At 48.8% G+C, this 13,680-nt stretch carries 9 protein-coding genes; 5 read left to right on the top strand and 4 right to left on the bottom strand.

Annotated elements, in window-relative coordinates; translation table 11 throughout:
* Positions 1–52 precede the first annotated feature (52 nt).
* The 5 genes from addB to MOC09_RS00805 all read left to right on the top strand — a co-directional run bounded on the left by addB (position 53) and on the right by MOC09_RS00805 (position 12,197).
* Entirely contained in the window at positions 53–3,553 is a 3,501-nt protein-coding gene (gene addB, locus MOC09_RS00785) for a helicase-exonuclease AddAB subunit AddB (RefSeq protein ID WP_268369258.1), read from the top strand.
* The gene (gene addA, locus MOC09_RS00790) at positions 3,540–7,247 is read left to right on the top strand and encodes a helicase-exonuclease AddAB subunit AddA (RefSeq protein ID WP_268369259.1); all 3,708 of its coding nucleotides are present in this window, start codon (positions 3,540–3,542) and stop codon (positions 7,245–7,247) included. The genes addB and addA overlap by 14 nt, the downstream gene beginning before the upstream one ends.
* A gap of 69 nt (positions 7,248–7,316) precedes the next feature.
* Positions 7,317–8,492, top strand: coding sequence for an exonuclease subunit SbcD (gene sbcD, locus MOC09_RS00795; RefSeq protein WP_268369260.1), 1,176 nt, complete (start codon positions 7,317–7,319; stop codon positions 8,490–8,492).
* Complete coding sequence (sbcC, locus tag MOC09_RS00800; RefSeq protein WP_268369261.1) at positions 8,489–11,881, top strand: exonuclease subunit SbcC; 3,393 nt, start codon at positions 8,489–8,491, stop codon at positions 11,879–11,881. Before sbcD ends, sbcC begins: the two co-directional genes overlap by 4 nt.
* Before the next feature lie 13 nt (positions 11,882–11,894).
* Positions 11,895–12,197: an HNH endonuclease gene (locus MOC09_RS00805; RefSeq protein WP_268369262.1), complete on the top strand. Its 303-nt coding sequence runs from the start codon at positions 11,895–11,897 to the stop codon at positions 12,195–12,197.
* A gap of 36 nt (positions 12,198–12,233) precedes the next feature.
* Here MOC09_RS00805 and MOC09_RS00810 read toward each other — a convergent pair whose 3' ends face one another.
* Genes MOC09_RS00810 through MOC09_RS00825 form a run of 4 tightly spaced genes read right to left on the bottom strand, consistent with a single transcriptional unit; the run spans position 12,234 to position 13,674 of the window.
* Positions 12,234–12,452 carry a spore germination protein gene (locus MOC09_RS00810; RefSeq protein ID WP_010333667.1) on the bottom strand — a complete coding sequence of 73 codons (219 nt, stop codon included), beginning with the start codon at positions 12,450–12,452 and terminating at the stop codon, positions 12,234–12,236.
* A gap of 31 nt (positions 12,453–12,483) precedes the next feature.
* Positions 12,484–12,885: a spore germination protein GerPE gene (locus MOC09_RS00815; protein ID WP_268369263.1), complete on the bottom strand. Its 402-nt coding sequence runs from the start codon at positions 12,883–12,885 to the stop codon at positions 12,484–12,486.
* The gene (gerPD, locus tag MOC09_RS00820; protein ID WP_019258000.1) at positions 12,878–13,060 is read right to left on the bottom strand and encodes a spore germination protein GerPD; all 183 of its coding nucleotides are present in this window, start codon (positions 13,058–13,060) and stop codon (positions 12,878–12,880) included. Before gerPD ends, MOC09_RS00815 begins: the two co-directional genes overlap by 8 nt.
* Positions 13,057–13,674 (bottom strand): spore germination protein GerPC, encoded by a 618-nt coding sequence (locus MOC09_RS00825; RefSeq protein WP_268369264.1) that lies wholly within the window; start codon positions 13,672–13,674, stop codon positions 13,057–13,059. The genes gerPD and MOC09_RS00825 overlap by 4 nt, the downstream gene beginning before the upstream one ends.
* Between the last annotated feature and the right edge of the window lie 6 nt (positions 13,675–13,680).

The raw sequence follows: 13,680 nt of genomic DNA on the forward strand, positions 1-13,680 counted from the left end.
TCGTCAACATTCGATAAAATATAGAAAGATAAAAAGAGAGGGGTCTTCTAATTTGGGAGCAGAGTTTTTAGTAGGCAGGTCCGGGAGTGGAAAAACGAAGCTGATCATCGACAGCATTCAGGATGAACTGCGCCGGGCTCCATTCGGGAAACCGATCATTTTTCTAGTCCCGGATCAAATGACGTTTTTGATGGAATATGAGCTTGCTAAAACGCCTGATATGGGCGGAATGATACGTGCCCAAGTGTTCAGCTTTTCACGATTGGCCTGGCGTATCCTCCAGCATACGGGAGGAATGAGCAGGCCGTTTCTTACGAGCACAGGCGTACAGATGCTCCTGCGGAAGCTCATTGAGGAGCATAAACAGGAGTTCAAAGTCTATCAAAAAGCGAGTGACAAAAGCGGTTTTACTGCACAGGTTGAACGGATGCTGACAGAATTTAAGCGCTACTGTCTTGAACCGGAAGATATCCGGAGGATGGCGGAAAGCGGAACGGCTTCCGAGTATCGCGGAGAACGTGTTTTATCCGAAAAGCTTCATGATTTATCGATTCTGTATCAGCAGATGGAAAAAAGCCTTGCAGATCAATACCTTCACTCTGAGGATTATTTGACACTGCTGGCAGAGCATATTCCGTTTGCGGAAGATATAAAAGGCGCGCATATCTATGTGGACGGCTTTTATCAGTTTACGCCGCAGGAATTTAGGGTGTTGGAGCAGCTTATGGTTCATGCGGAAAACATTACGTTTTCGCTGACAGCGGACAAGCCGTCATATGAGCGGGAGCCGCATGAACTGGATTTGTTCAGAATGACGGGAAAAACCTATTACCGCCTGCACCAGAAGGCGAAGGAACTGAATCTGGACATTACGTACAAAGAGCTGAACGGGACTGAACGGCATGGGCGCACGCCGGAATTGGCACATTTAGAGGCGCAGTATGAAGCGCGTCCGGCCGTCCCGTACGCAGAAGAACAAGAGGCCTTTACTGTGATGCAGGCCGCAAACAGACGAGCTGAGCTGGAAGGTATTGCCCGGGAAATTCACGCTCTTGTCAGAGATAAGGGTTATCGATATAAGGATGTAGCGATTCTTGCGCGCCAGCCGGAAGATTACAAGGATATGGTGAAGGAAGTTTTCGCAGATTACGAGATTCCTTACTTCATTGATGGAAAAGCATCTATGCTGAACCATCCATTAATCGAATTTATCCGGTCTAGCCTAGATGTTCTGAAAGGGAATTGGCGTTATGAGGCGGTGTTTCGCTGCGTGAAAACCGAACTGCTATTCCCGCTTAACGAGCCGAAAGCAAAGGTGAGAGAACAGGTCGATCAGCTTGAAAATTACTGTATCGCCTATGGGATCAAAGGTGACCGCTGGACAAAGGGCGACCGTTTCCGCTACAGACGTTTTGTGTCATTGGATGATGATTTTGCCCAGACAGATCAGGAAATCGAAATGGAAAACATGCTGAATGCCACACGCGACTGGATTGTTCCGCCGCTTCTTCAGCTCCAGAAACGAATGAAAAAAGCAAAGACGGTTCAGGAGAAGGCGGAGGCGCTCTACCGTTATCTAGAAGAGACAGATGTCCCGCTGAAGCTGGATCAGGAAAGACAGCGTGCTGAGGAAGACGGCAGAATCGTTGAGGCGCAGCAGCATCAGCAGGCGTGGGATGCAGTCATGCAGCTGCTTGAGGAGTTTGTTGAAATGATGGGAGATGATGAGATTTCCCTTGATTTGTTTCAGCAAATGATGGAAGCCGGTGCGGAGTCGCTTACATTTTCTCTAATTCCGCCTGCGCTTGACCAGGTGTTTGTCGGCAATATGGATTTGTCCAGAATGTACGGCACCTCCTGCACCTTTGTGCTGGGGGCAAACGACGGCGTTCTGCCGGCGCGCCCTGATGAAAACGGAGTGCTATCAGATGATGACCGGGAATGGCTGAAAACAATTGGGGTTGAGCTTTCCTCGGGAGGAAGGGAGCGTTTGCTTGATGAGCATTTCCTCATCTATATGGCACTTTCCAGTCCGTCTGACCGGCTTTATGTAACGTATCCGATTGCTGATGCGGAAGGAAAAACACTTTTGCCGTCAATTATCATTAAGCGGCTGGAAGAACTGTTTCCGTTGCATAAGGAGCGCCTGTTGACAAATGAACCCGAGCAGGTCAGCGATGAGGAACAGCTGATGTATGTCGTCAATAAAAGCGTGGCACAGTCCTTTACCGCGAGCCAGCTTAGATTATGGACTCGGGAATACGACATCAGCGACGTCTGGTGGAGCACATACAACGTGCTGATGAATGAGCCGGACAGGCTGCAATCGAAAAAGCTGTTCTCAAGCCTATTTTTCCGAAATGAAGTGAAGCAGCTTGAACGCAGCGTGTCGAGACAGCTCTATGGTGAACGAATTCAGGGCAGTGTATCGAGAATGGAAACCTTTAACGCGTGTCCGTTCTCCCATTTTGCATCACACGGTCTTCATCTGAAGGAACGGCAATTTTTTAAGCTCGAAGCACCGGATATCGGCCAGCTGTTCCATTCCAGCTTAAAGCTGATTTCAGACCGGCTGCGCGAACAAAAAATGGATTGGCGCGATTTAACAAAAGAGCAGTGTGAGCTGTTTTCCTATGATGCGGTAGAACGGCTGGCGCCGAAGCTGCAAAAGGAAATTCTGCTCAGCTCAAACCGGCATTATTATGTAAAGGAAAAACTGCAAAAAATTGTGACACGCGTGTCCGGCATTTTAAGCGAGCATGCGAAAGCGAGCGGATTCGTGCCAATCGGGCTTGAACTGGGCTTTGGAGGAAAAGGGCCGCTTCCGCCGCTGACCTTCAAGCTGAAAAACGGCTGCACGATGGAGCTCGTCGGGCGTATTGACCGTGTCGATAAAGCGGAAAGCTCAAAAGGCCTGCTCCTCAGGATTGTCGATTATAAATCAAGCGACAAAGGCCTTGACTTAGCAGAAGTATATTACGGACTGGCGCTGCAAATGCTGACGTACCTTGATTTGTCGATTACTCATTCAGCCGACTGGCTCGGAATGAGAGCGACACCTGCCGGAGTGCTGTATTTCCATATTCATGACCCGATGATTCAATCTAACCTCCCGCTCGGGCTTGATGAGATTGAACAGGAGATCTTTAAGAAATTTAAGATGAAGGGCCTGCTCCTCGGCGATCAGGAAGTGGTTCGCCTCATGGATACAACCCTTCAAGAGGGACGGTCAAATATCATCAACGCCGGCTTGAAGAAAGACGGCTCTCTCAGATCGGATTCAGCCGCAGTCGGAGAAAAGGAATTTGAGCTGCTGACGAAGCATGTGCGCCGCACCTTCCAAGAAGCAGGCGAACAAATCACCGACGGACGCGTATCCATTGAGCCGTATAAAATGAAGAACAAGACGCCGTGCACATACTGTGCGTTCAAATCAGTATGCCAATTTGATGAGTCATTAGAAGAAAACGAGTACCGCACGTTAAAGGCAGAAAAGGACAAGACGATACTTGAATGGATAAAAAAGGAGGCGGATGGCAATGAACATTCCTAAACCGGCAGACAGCACATGGACAGATGACCAATGGAATGCCATTGTTTCAACCGGCCAGGATATTCTTGTGGCAGCGGCAGCGGGCTCCGGTAAAACCGCTGTACTTGTTGAACGAATGATCCGGAAAATTACCGCTGAAGAAGACCCGATTGATGTAGACCGGCTTCTCGTTGTGACCTTTACAAACGCCTCAGCGGCAGAAATGAAGCACCGGATCGCGGATGCTCTGGAAAAAGAGCTTGTAAAACGCCCGGGATCGCTGCATATCAGACGCCAGCTGTCTCTTTTAAATCGGGCCAGCATTTCGACGCTTCATTCCTTTTGCCTGCAAGTGCTGAAGAAATATTACTACTTGATCGATCTTGATCCGGGCTTTCGGATTGCCGATCAAACTGAGGGCGAGCTGCTTGGAGATGAAGTGCTGGACGAGCTGTTTGAAGACGAATACGCAAAGGGCGAAACGGCGTTCTTTGAGCTTGTTGACCGCTACACGACAGACCGGCACGATCTGGATCTGCAATTTCTCGTTAAACAGGTGTACGAGTATTCCCGATCTCATCCCAACCCGGAGGCATGGCTGGAAAGCTTTGTCCATTTGTATGATGTATCAGAAAAGAGCGCCATCGAGGAGTTGCCGTTTTATCCATATGTCAAAGAGGATATTGCAATGGTGCTTAACGGGGCGAAGGAAAAGCTGCAGCGCGGGCTTGAGCTGACGAAAGCGCCGGGCGGCCCCGCGCCGCGCGCAGACAATTTCCTTGACGATCTTGCGCAGATTGATGAACTGATTCAGTATCAGGACGATTTTACTGAACTTTATAAGCGGGTGCCCGCAGTTTCTTTTAAGCGCGCGAAGGCAGTAAAAGGGGACGAGTTTGACCCTGCGCTGCTTGATGAAGCGACGGATTTAAGAAATGGCGCAAAAAAACTGCTTGAAAAGCTCAAAACCGACTACTTCACAAGAAGCCCTGAACAGCATTTGAAAAGCTTAGCTGACATGAAGCCTGTTATTGAAACACTCGTACAGCTTGTCATCAGCTATGGAAAACGGTTCGAAGCTGCGAAACAGGAAAAATCAATTATAGATTTTTCTGATTTGGAGCATTACTGTTTGGCGATTTTGACGGCTGAGAATGACAAAGGTGAACGGGAGCCGAGCGAGGCTGCAAGATTTTATCAGGAGCAGTTTCATGAGGTGCTCGTTGACGAATATCAGGATACCAACCTCGTGCAGGAATCGATCCTGCAGCTCGTCACAAGCGGGCCGGAGGAGACTGGTAACCTGTTTATGGTAGGAGATGTCAAACAGTCGATTTACCGATTCAGGCTGGCAGAGCCGCTTCTTTTCCTCTCCAAATACAAACGGTTTACAGAGAGCGGTGAGGGCACGGGGCGGAAAATCGACTTGAATAAAAATTTTCGAAGCCGGACTGATATTTTAGACAGCACAAACTTTTTATTTAAACAGCTGATGGGCGGCAAAATCGGTGAGGTTGATTATGACGAGCAGGCTGAACTGAAGCTTGGCGCGGCATATCCGGACAGTGATGAGACGGAAACGGAGCTGCTGTTGATCGACAACTCGGAAGAGACGGATGCAGGTGAGGAAGCAGAAGAACTGGAAACGGTGCAGTTCGAGGCGAAAGCGATCGCAAAGGAAATTCGCAAGCTGATTTCATCGCCGTTTAAGGTATATGACGGAAAAACGAAAACACACCGCAACATTCAATATCGCGATATTGTCATTTTGCTACGTTCGATGCCGTGGGCGCCGCAAATCATGGAGGAGCTGAGAGCACAAGGCATACCGGTTTACGCCAATTTGACGTCAGGGTATTTTGAAGCGGTTGAAGTCGCTGTCACTCTTTCTGTACTAAAGGTGATCGATAACCCGTATCAGGACATACCGCTTGCCTCTGTTCTGCGCTCACCGATTGTCGGAGCAGATGAAAACGAGCTGTCTTTGATCCGGCTTGAAAATAAGAAAGCGCCGTACTATGAAGCGATGAAAGACTACTTGGCTGCCGGCGACCGAAACGACGAGCTTTATCAAAAGCTGGAAACGTTCTACCGACACCTGCAAAAATGGCGCGCGTTTTCGAAAAACCATTCGGTGTCTGAGCTCATTTGGGAAGTGTACCGCGACACGAAATACATGGATTATGTCGGCGGGATGCCGGGCGGAAAACAGCGCCAGGCCAATTTGCGTGTTCTCTATGACAGGGCGCGCCAATATGAATCGACGGCATTTCGCGGTCTGTTCCGATTCTTGCGGTTTATCGAACGCATGCAGGAGCGGGGCGATGACCTCGGAACGGCGAGGGCGCTTAGCGAGCAGGAGGATGTTGTCCGATTAATGACGATCCACAGCAGTAAGGGGCTTGAGTTTCCAGTCGTGTTTGCAGCAGGCCTTGGCCGGAATTTCAACATGATGGATTTGAACAAATCGTATCTGCTCGACAAGGAGCTCGGGTTTGGCACGAAGTTTATTCATCCGCAATTGCGCATCAGCTATCCGACGCTTCCGCTCATTGCAATGAAGAAAAAAATGCGCAGGGAGCTGTTGTCAGAGGAATTGCGTGTTCTCTATGTTGCATTAACGAGAGCGAAGGAAAAGCTGTTTCTGATTGGCTCGTGCAAGGATCATCAGAAACAGCTAGCAAAATGGCAGGCATCTGCATCCCAAGCTGACTGGCTTCTCCCTGAATTTGACCGCTACCAGGCAAAAACCTATTTAGATTTCATCGGTCCGGCTCTGGCCAGACACAGAGATTTGGAGGCTTTGGCTGAAAACGGTGCCCCAGCAGCGCATGCTGACATATCAGGCCACCCGGCTCGTTTTGCGGTTCAAATGATCCATTCCTATGATTTGCTGGATGATGATCTGGAAGAAAGAATGGAAGAAAAAAGCGAGCGCTTAGAAGCGATCCGCCGAGGTGAACCAGTTCCCGGCTCGTTTGCGTTTGATGAAAAAGCCCGCGAGCAGCTGAGCTGGACATATCCGTATCACGAAGTGACGCAAATTCGCACAAAGCAATCGGTTTCTGAGATCAAGAGGAAAAGAGAGTACGAGGATGAATACAGCGGCAGGGCGCCCGTTAAACCGGCTGACGGAAGCATTTTGTACAGGCGTCCCGCTTTTATGATGAAAAAAGGCCTGACAGCGGCGGAGAAAGGGACAGCCATGCATACGGTTATGCAGCATATCGCGCTTACACATGTACCGTCGATAGAAGAAGCGGAGCAGACGGTTCACAAGCTTTATGAAAAAGAGCTGCTCACTGAAGAACAAAAAGCGGCTATTGATATAGAAGAAATCGTCCAATTCTTTCATACAGAAATCGGCGGACAGCTGATCAGCGCTAAATGGAAGGACAGGGAAGTGCCATTCAGTTTAGCGCTTCCCGCCAAGGAGATCTATCCTGATGCACAGGAGGCGGATGAGCCGTTGTTGGTGCAGGGAATTATTGATTGTCTCTACGAAACGGAGGACGGTTTATATCTCCTGGACTATAAATCAGATCGGATTGAGGGCAAATTCCAGCACGGCTTTGAAGGAGCGGCCCCGATCTTGAAAAAACGATATGAAACGCAAATTCAGCTGTATACGAAGGCAGTTGAGCAAATTGCAAAAACAAAGGTAAAGGGATGTGCGCTTTATTTCTTTGACGGAGGGCACATTCTGACACTATAGCGAGATCCGTAAGCTCCGGGATTCAGGCGGAGCGGATCTCGTTTTCCTATAAAAGAGAGGTGATAGCATTTGCGGATTTTACATACGGCTGACTGGCATCTTGGGAAAACACTTGAAGGAAGAAGCAGGCTGAGTGAACAGGCCGATGTGCTTGATGAATTGAATACGATTGTAAAGGAAGAGCAGATTGATGCGATTGTAATGGCAGGGGACGCGTTTGACACCGTGAACCCGCCGGCTTTAGCCGAGCAGCTCTTTTATGAAAGCCTGTCTGCGCTCAGCGACAGGGGGAAGCGCCCGATTGTTGTCATTGCCGGAAACCACGATAATCCTGACCGTTTGTCCGCCGCTTCACCGCTGACACATGAAAACGGGATTTATTTAATCGGCTATCCGACAACAGAACCGCTTCATATTGAAGTGCCTTCAGCAGAGGAACTCTTAGGGGTAGGAGCGCTGGCGTACCCATCTGAAGCGCGTTTAAATGAAGTGCTTTCCGATACATTTGATGAAAAGCTGCTCCGTGATCATTATGACGTAAAAATTAGACAGGCATTTGAGCATATGACAAGCCGGTTCCGGAACGATGCAGTGAAGATTGCCGCCAGCCATATTTATGTCGCAGGCGGAAACCAAACCGATTCTGAGCGGCCGATTGAAGTAGGCGGCGCTTATACGGTGGCTGCAGAAAGCCTGCCGGCGGATGCCGCTTACGTGGCGCTCGGCCATTTGCATCGTCCGCAAACGATCAAGCGGGCGCGGACGCTTGCGCGTTATTCAGGATCTCCGCTCGCCTACAGCTTTTCTGAAGCGGGATATGCCAAATCAGTGACAATCGTGGATGCAAAACCGGGGGGAGGGGCCTCTTGGAATGAGGTTTTATTATCAAGCGGCAAGCCTCTGGTGAAGTGGAAATCGGCAAATGGCTTAAGCGAGGTGTACAGCTGGCTGGATGAAGGCAGGGATCAGAATGCCTGGATTGACTTGGAAATCCGTGTCACGGACCAGCTTTCACTTGAAGAAATTCATAGGCTGCGGAAGGCTCACCCGGGTTTTATCCATATCAGGCCGGTTTATGAAGAACAGAACAAAGAACGGGAACGGATTGAGGTTAAGCATGTCTCAATCGAAGACCGGTTTAAGAAATTTTATGAAAAACAAACGGGGGGCGCGGTGCCGGATGAAGAGATGGTGAAGCTGTTTTTAGAGCTTGCATCAGGCGTTGAAGAGGAGGATGCGAAATGAAGCCGATCGCCTTAAGCATAAAGGGGCTCCACAGCTTTAGAGAGGAGCAGACGATAGATTTTGAAGGCCTTTCTGGTGCCGGTGTTTTCGGCATTTTTGGGCCGACAGGAAGCGGTAAATCCTCTATCCTCGACGCAATGACGCTAGCTTTATACGGAAAGGTGGAGCGGGCGGCGAATAATACGCACGGGATCTTAAACCATGCGGAGGATACGCTGTCTGTTTCCTTTACCTTTGCGCTTCAGACGAATCATCAAATCGCCTACAAAGTGGAGCGTGTGTTTAAGAGAACGGATGAGATGAAGGTAAAAACGGCACTTTGCCGCTTCATCGAAATCAAGGATGAGCATACAGTGCTGGCTGATAAAGCCAGCGAAGTGAATAAAAGAGTCGAGGAGCTCTTGGGGCTGACGATTGACGATTTTACGAGAGCTGTGGTGCTGCCGCAAGGGAAATTTGCCGAATTTCTCTCTTTAAAAGGGGCGGAGCGCAGGCACATGCTTCAGCGTTTATTTAACTTGGAGCAGTACGGAGACCGGCTTGTGAAAAAGCTGAGACGGCAGGCGCAGGAAGCCTATGCGAGAAAAAATGAAATGCTTGCTGAACAATCAGGTCTCGGTGAAGCGAGTTCAGAAGCGGTTGAGCAGGCGGAAAAGGCTCTCGAGCAAGCTGAAGTCCGGCTGGAATCGATGAAGAAGAATCGTGATCAGGCAAAAGAGCGGTTTGCGGAGCACCAGGAGATTTGGAATGTCCAAAAGGAAAAAGCAACTTATGAAGAAGAGAAAAAACGTCTTGAAGAGGAGCAGCCGCACGTAGACAGCATGCAAAATCGCCTGCTGGAAGCAGAAAAAGCCGCCGCCCTTAAACCCTATGCGGACCGATACGCAGAAGCGATCCAGCATGAAGAGAAAGCTGAAAAGGAACAAACGCTAGCCCAAAAGGATTTAGCAGACCGGACTGCTTTCTTTCAGCAAAAACATGAAGAGTATGAAGCGTGGCGCCGGCATAAGAGCGAGAAAGAGCCTGAGCTTTTAACAGAGCAGGAACAGCTTTCCCGCTTGCAGGAGGTCGAAATCAAACTGAGTGAGGCCAAGCAAGAGGAGGCTCGCAAAAAGGTTGAACTCCAGCAGAAAGAAGAGGCCCTTCAATCTGTCATGAAGGAATTGGAGACGGTAACAGACCGCCTGGCACGTGGGCAAAACAGACAGACGGAATTGAAGCAGCAGCTCAAATCCCTGCAGGTGACATCTGATGAGCGAAAACGCTGCCAGCAGGCCGCTGAAATGGCTTTGCGCATCAGACAGACGGAGGAGCAAATCGAAAAAGAGAAAAAACGAACTGACGCATTGAACCTTGTGGTGCAAAAAATGAGCAAAGATAAGAACATGCTCGTTCAAAAGACGGAAGCGGAAGAAAGCAACATCATTCAGGCATATGAGGCTGTCCAGACCGTGTACCATTTGGTGTGCGAGACAGAGCGGTCGCTAACACGTATGACTGAACAGGCTAAAAAGAGACAACACACGCTTCATTCGCAGCGGGAAAAAGCTAGAGTGGCACTGCTGACAAAAGAGTTAGCCGAAAAACTGACGGCTGGAGAGCCTTGCCCGGTTTGCGGATCAACCCACCATGATCCATCTGCCTCAGCGCATGAAACATATGAGCTTGACAGCAATCTTGATGAAGACATCAAACAGACAGATGCGGTATTGGCGGAAGCGGCCGTTCTCAGCCAGGAGATTCTTTCAGCTAAAATCACGCTTGAAGAACAGTCTGCCCGCTTTATTGACCAGTGCCCGTTTTTGCAGACGATTCAAGCGCAAAACCTTGAAGCAGCAGCTTCATACGAGAGTCAATCGGTGTATGACGCATTCGAAACTGCCAAACTAGAATGGAAACGAGTCAAACAGGACATTCTTTCTGTTAAAACACGGATGGCACAAATGATCAGTGCCTATCAGGAGTCTTTAAAAAAGGCCGAGCAGCTTAATGAAAAAATCGGTTTTGAAAAAAGAGAGGCTGACCGCATTGATAGCATCGTTGCCGAGCTGCAGTCCTCTATGGACAGCCGCATGAAATTGTTTAAAGAAGCATTTCAGGATCAATCTGTGGATGACGCGGAAAAATGGCAGCAAGCTATTGAAGAAAAGGACCGGGCTGCAGAGGAATGCGAGAAACGAATTGAGCGCAGCATTGCATTTCTTGCTGAGCATGAAGCTCAAAAGGAAAAGCTGCGGGAGTCGGGGCACCAGCTTGAACGGGAAAAACTTGAGCTTCATTATGCGGCTGAACGCATCAAAAGCGTGATAGCTGATTATGAGCATGAACTCGGAGATTACGCAAAAGGAGAATCGCTCGAAATCAAACTCCGCTCTGTCCAGCAGGACCTAAAGCTGTTAAAAGAAAAAGAGCAAGCTTTATATGAAGATCTGCAAAATGCCCAAATGAGGCTCAATCAGGCGAAAAGCCGCGCTTCAGCAAGCGAGCTCACCCTTCAAGAGGCGAAGGGCAGATTGGAAAAAGCAGAAGCCGCTTGGGTTGAGCATACAAAAAGTACACGTTTTACCCGGCCTGAGGAGGTGGAACGAAGCCTCATTCCAGCCGATGAGCTTGAAAAGATAAAAGCCGGCATAGACCAGTTTATGGATAAACTAAAGCAAAACGCTGCAAACTTAAAACGTGTAGCTGAGATACTTGCCGGCCGAGCGTTATCAGAGAGCGAATGGAACGAAACCGTTACGGCATTACAAGAAGCTGAGGACGCATTTGGCGCTGCTATAGAGGAAAAAGGCGCAGCAGCAAAAGCGCTGGCCGTTATCCGCGACCATCATAAACGGTTTAACGAAATTGAAGCCGAACTGAAAAAATGGCAAACTCATATCGACAGACTGGACAAGCTGCAAGCTGTGTTTAAAGGGAATACCTTCGTTGAATTTTTGGCTGAGGAGCAGCTTGAAAGCGTTGCGAGGGACGCCTCAGCAAGACTTGGCATGCTGACGAGACAGCGCTATGCCATCGAAGTGGATTCAGAAGGCGGATTCGTCATGCGGGATGATGCAAATGGCGGTGTCAAACGCCCGGTATCCAGCTTGTCTGGGGGAGAGACCTTCCTCACCTCGCTTTCTCTCGCTCTTGCGCTGTCTGCGCAGATCCAGCTTCGCGGAGAATACCCGCTCCAGTTCTTTTTCTTAGATGAAGGGTTTGGCACGCTTGATCAAGATCTGCTGGATACGGTTGTAACAGCTTTGGAAAAGCTGCAGTCAGACAATCTGTCTGTCGGTGTCATCAGCCATGTGCAGGAGCTGCGGGCGCGGCTTCCGAAAAAACTGATCGTCCATCCGGCCGAACCGAGCGGCCGAGGCACACGGGTGACACTTGAGTTGATGTAAGGGAGGAGCAGATATGGCAAAGCAGACTGTCGGAATATGTGAGCTATGCGGCCGGAGCGATGTCCAGCTGACAGAGCACCATCTCACACCGAAAGAAGAAGGCGGAACGTTTCTGCCGACAGCGATGCTTTGTATTCCTTGCCATAAACAGATCCATGCTTTATATCCAAATCAAGAGCTTGCGGTTCGCTTAAACGGAATAGATGAACTCAGAAGCGATCCGCAGCTTGCCCGGTTTGTCAAATGGATCAGAAAACAGCCGCCTGAGAAGCTGATCAAAACAAAAAAATCAAATAAACGAAAAAAGAAAAAATGACTAAAAAGCAGCCCTCTCTTGGCAGAGCGGCTGCTTTTATCCATTTCCAACCATATCCTGATCGCTGACATCGGGGTCTATATAATTTGTCGCGTTGACTGCATTGTTTAATAGAAGGAAATCTCCCGTGTTTCCTGCTCCCGAACCGAGCGCAGATTTTGAAGAGCTTTTCGGAGAAAGGTAAAAGGAATCACCAAAGTTTACGACTCCGCCCGATATGGAATTGATAGCTATAGGCCCGACAATTGCTGGCATAAACGACACCCTTTATCAAAGACTCTGTTTATTATATGCTTTTGCCGGGCGATTGTGAGCGCGGGGACTGAATCTGTCTAATATGTTTGATTCTCGCATCGCCGCGGACAAGAGAAGCCGAGCCTGCATGAAAAACAGAAGAGGATGAGACCCCTTGGATTTTGATGTTGCGTACATAAATGACAGGCACCTCGTGGCAAAATGCGCTTTGCACCCCTGTTTCGGGAATTGGCGTTACTGCCTGCTGCTGAAAGATCTGGTACTCCTTTCTGTTAAATGTACCTTCATCACTGTAAAACGTAGACAGCGAGCGCTGAACAGCAAATACTTTGATTTTCATATCGATTTCGTTCGTGTCGCCAACTTGAAACACACTTGAAATTCCAAGAGAGTTAAATTTAACCACCCTGATGCGGGATATACGCTTAAGCATTGTTCGATGGCAGCGGAGCAAACGGCCCGATAATAAGAGATTCAGGCGGTGTATCGAAAATAGAAGAAAGGTAGATAGATTCAGTGTCTCCGATGTGGAAAACAGAGGAGCTGGACACACCATTCATCCGGATATCCCCGACTTCCAGATTACGATTGATGACTGTGAAGATCATGTTTGCTCATCTCCTTTCATTTCTGATGGGATATGTTCCAGAAAGTGTTCAACAGCACGGATCACGTCACGCTTCACATGCTCAGCGATATGTTCCGCATATTGGTTAGGCGGTGTGTTTTCTTCTTTTTTGATATGGGACATATAATAGTGAATCCGGCTGTCCATTTGTTTTCTGATGTCTTCAATGACATGATGTCTGTTTGTATCGTCAAGCCTGCTGTCATATTGTTTTTCAAGCTGCTCCAAAACCTCTGGGATTTCCTCGGTTAAGTACATGTCGACATTCTGGCGGATCTGCTGCATGATCTGGGCGCTCTCTTCCTGCTGCATCATCCCGATTTCGGGTGCCGTTTGGCTGACCTCAAAATTTTGGACGCTGTTTGGGTCAGTTGGGTTTAAGCCGATATTCAATGTTCCGTCAAGCCTTTCGATTTTCAGCTGATCAAATTTATACTCCACACGCTCAATGGTAGTGGCCGGCCGCTGTTTCATCGTATTCATTTCCGCTTGAATCTCTTTCAGCTGACGTTCGAGCTGCTGAATATGAAGCGCCTGCTGCTGCACGAAGGAATTCAAGTTTTGCAAGTAAGAGGAAACAGATTGATCATACATGTTCTT

It is taken from the genome of Bacillus sp. N12A5 (genome assembly GCF_026790125.1).
Classification (GTDB): Bacteria; Bacillota; Bacilli; order Bacillales; family Bacillaceae; genus Bacillus.

Bases quoted from the DNA above. Each gene is read 5' to 3' on its own strand.
- sbcC (WP_268369261.1), top strand. From the start codon at position 8,489: ATGAAGCCGATCGCCTTAAGCATAAAGGGGCTCCACAGCTTTAGAGAG.
- MOC09_RS00825 (WP_268369264.1), bottom strand. From the start codon at position 13,674: ATGTATGATCAATCTGTTTCCTCTTACTTGCAAAACTTGAATTCCTTC.
- gerPD (WP_019258000.1), bottom strand. From the start codon at position 13,060: ATGATCTTCACAGTCATCAATCGTAATCTGGAAGTCGGGGATATCCGG.
- addA (WP_268369259.1), top strand. From the start codon at position 3,540: ATGAACATTCCTAAACCGGCAGACAGCACATGGACAGATGACCAATGG.
- MOC09_RS00810 (WP_010333667.1), bottom strand. From the start codon at position 12,452: ATGCCAGCAATTGTCGGGCCTATAGCTATCAATTCCATATCGGGCGGA.
- MOC09_RS00815 (WP_268369263.1), bottom strand. From the start codon at position 12,885: ATGCTTAAGCGTATATCCCGCATCAGGGTGGTTAAATTTAACTCTCTT.
- MOC09_RS00805 (WP_268369262.1), top strand. From the start codon at position 11,895: ATGGCAAAGCAGACTGTCGGAATATGTGAGCTATGCGGCCGGAGCGAT.